The following is a 1,795-nucleotide window of genomic DNA, read 5'->3' as shown; positions in this document are numbered from 1 at the left end:
CGCCGCACCTCCACCAGCTTATTCCCCCTAAAGATAGCCACCGTAGCCACGTGTAAGAAAGAGAAGCACATATGCGACGCCCTGCTGAAATACTACATATTACAATCAGACTTCCTGCACCACCTCATACTGCACAAAGTGTGTGTAGAGCACAAAAACACAGTGTACTGCCCGTCGCGAATAGACAGAGTTTTGTCTATTCCAAAAACCGCTTTTGAGAGGATGTAGCTGATGCGCAGATTTTTAGACCACATGCTCGTTTTACCGCCTACTCTTTACGAAATTATAAAACGCGCCGGGGAGTGGCGCCTCATAGACGACATAGCGGCGGAGCTGGGGGTGCCCCCGGAGAGCCTCATGCGCTACGTCGAGGAGGGCCGCGCCAAGGGACTTCTAGATGTAAAAAAGGAGACTGAAGTTGCGTATGAGTTGACAGACGAAGGACGTGTGAGAGCTGTAGAGGGCCTCCCGGAGTACAAGCTTCTGAAGTCCGCCGTGTGTGGAGAGGGGAGGTGCGTGGCTACAGTGCCGAGGGGCCCCGAGGCTCAGATAGCTCTGGCTAATTTAGCAAAATACGGCGTGAGGCCGCGGGGAGGCATCATAGAGCTAGACGCCGAGACGTACCAGAGGGTCATCGCCATACTTGATGAGAGGCAGAAAGCCCTAAACTCCCTCGACACGGCGCCTAGAGAACTGATAGAGGAGTTCGTAAAGAGGAAGCTAGTGAAGAAGGTGGAGAGGACTAGGATATATGTCAAGGCCGTGGCTGTGGACGTAAAACCTGCAGAGGTCAAGACAGCCATCACCAGCGAGGACATCGCCACCGGGAGGTGGCGTACGTACGTGCTCAAGCCGTTTGACCTAGGCGTCGAGCCCCCCGAGTACCCAGCCCCGGTGCCCCACTTCTTCAACGAGTTTCTCGACTACGTTAGAGAGGTGATGGTGGGGCTGGGGTTCGAAGAGGTGAGGGGCCCGGTGCTGGAGGTGGAGTTTTGGAACTTCGACGCCCTGTTCCAGGCGCAGGACCACCCGGCGAGGGAGGTGCACGACACCTTCTACGTACAGTGGGGAGGCCCGGTGGAGCACGTGCCGGAGCACCTCCTGGAGGCCGTGGGGAGAGTCCACGAGGAGAAGTGGCGCTACAGGTGGGACAGAGCCAAGGCGCTCAACCCAGTTCTGAGGACCCAGACGACTGCGACGACCATTAGGGCACTGGCGGAGAGGGGCGAAGGCGAGTACAAGGTGTTTACAATTGGGAGAGTCTTCAGGCCGGAGAAGCTCGACCCGAAGCACAGCATGGAGTTCCACCAGCTAGACGGCATCGTAGTGGGGCCCGGCCTCACCTTCAAACACCTCCTAGGCCAGCTGGAGCAGATAGCCAAAGCCCTGGGGATGGCCAGGGTGAGGTTCAGACCCGCCTACTTCCCCTTCACCTCCCCCTCCGTGGAGGTCTACGCAGAGCACCCGAGGCTGGGCTGGGTGGAGTTCGGAGGCGCCGGCGTCTTCCGGCCAGAAGTCACCGAGCCCCTAGGCGTCAAGAAGAGCAGAGTCCTGGCGTGGGGCTGGGGCCTCGACAGAATCGCCATGATACTACTCGGCATAGACGACATTAGAGACCTCTTTACAAAAGACCCAGAGAAGCTGTTGGAGTACTACGCCAGGTGGACAAGATACAAGACCTCCACGGGGGCCTCAGGCGTCCGCTTCACGCTTTGACACGCCGCACCTCCACCAGCTTATTCCCCCTAAAGATAGCCACCGTAGCCACGTGTAAGAAAGAGAAGCACATATGCGA

At 57.9% G+C, this 1,795-nt stretch carries 2 protein-coding genes; both read left to right on the top strand.

Features of this window, described 5'->3' with window-relative positions; translation table 11 throughout:
• The coding region (locus ACP5J3_RS14120) for a hypothetical protein (protein WP_428496263.1) at nucleotides 1-228 on the top strand (228 nt) is incomplete at its 5' end.
• 24 nt (nucleotides 229-252) lie between these two features.
• On the top strand, nucleotides 253-1,716 hold the full coding sequence (locus ACP5J3_RS14115; RefSeq protein ID WP_428496262.1) for a phenylalanine--tRNA ligase subunit alpha: 1,464 nt from the start codon (nucleotides 253-255) through the stop codon (nucleotides 1,714-1,716).
• The last annotated feature ends 79 nt before the right edge of the window (nucleotides 1,717-1,795 follow it).

It is taken from the genome of Pyrobaculum sp. (assembly GCF_049971835.1).
Taxonomy (GTDB): Archaea; Thermoproteota; Thermoprotei; order Thermoproteales; family Thermoproteaceae; genus Pyrobaculum.
The sequence above is the reverse complement of the archived record's forward strand: the minus strand, read 5'-3'. Positions and strand labels throughout refer to the sequence as shown.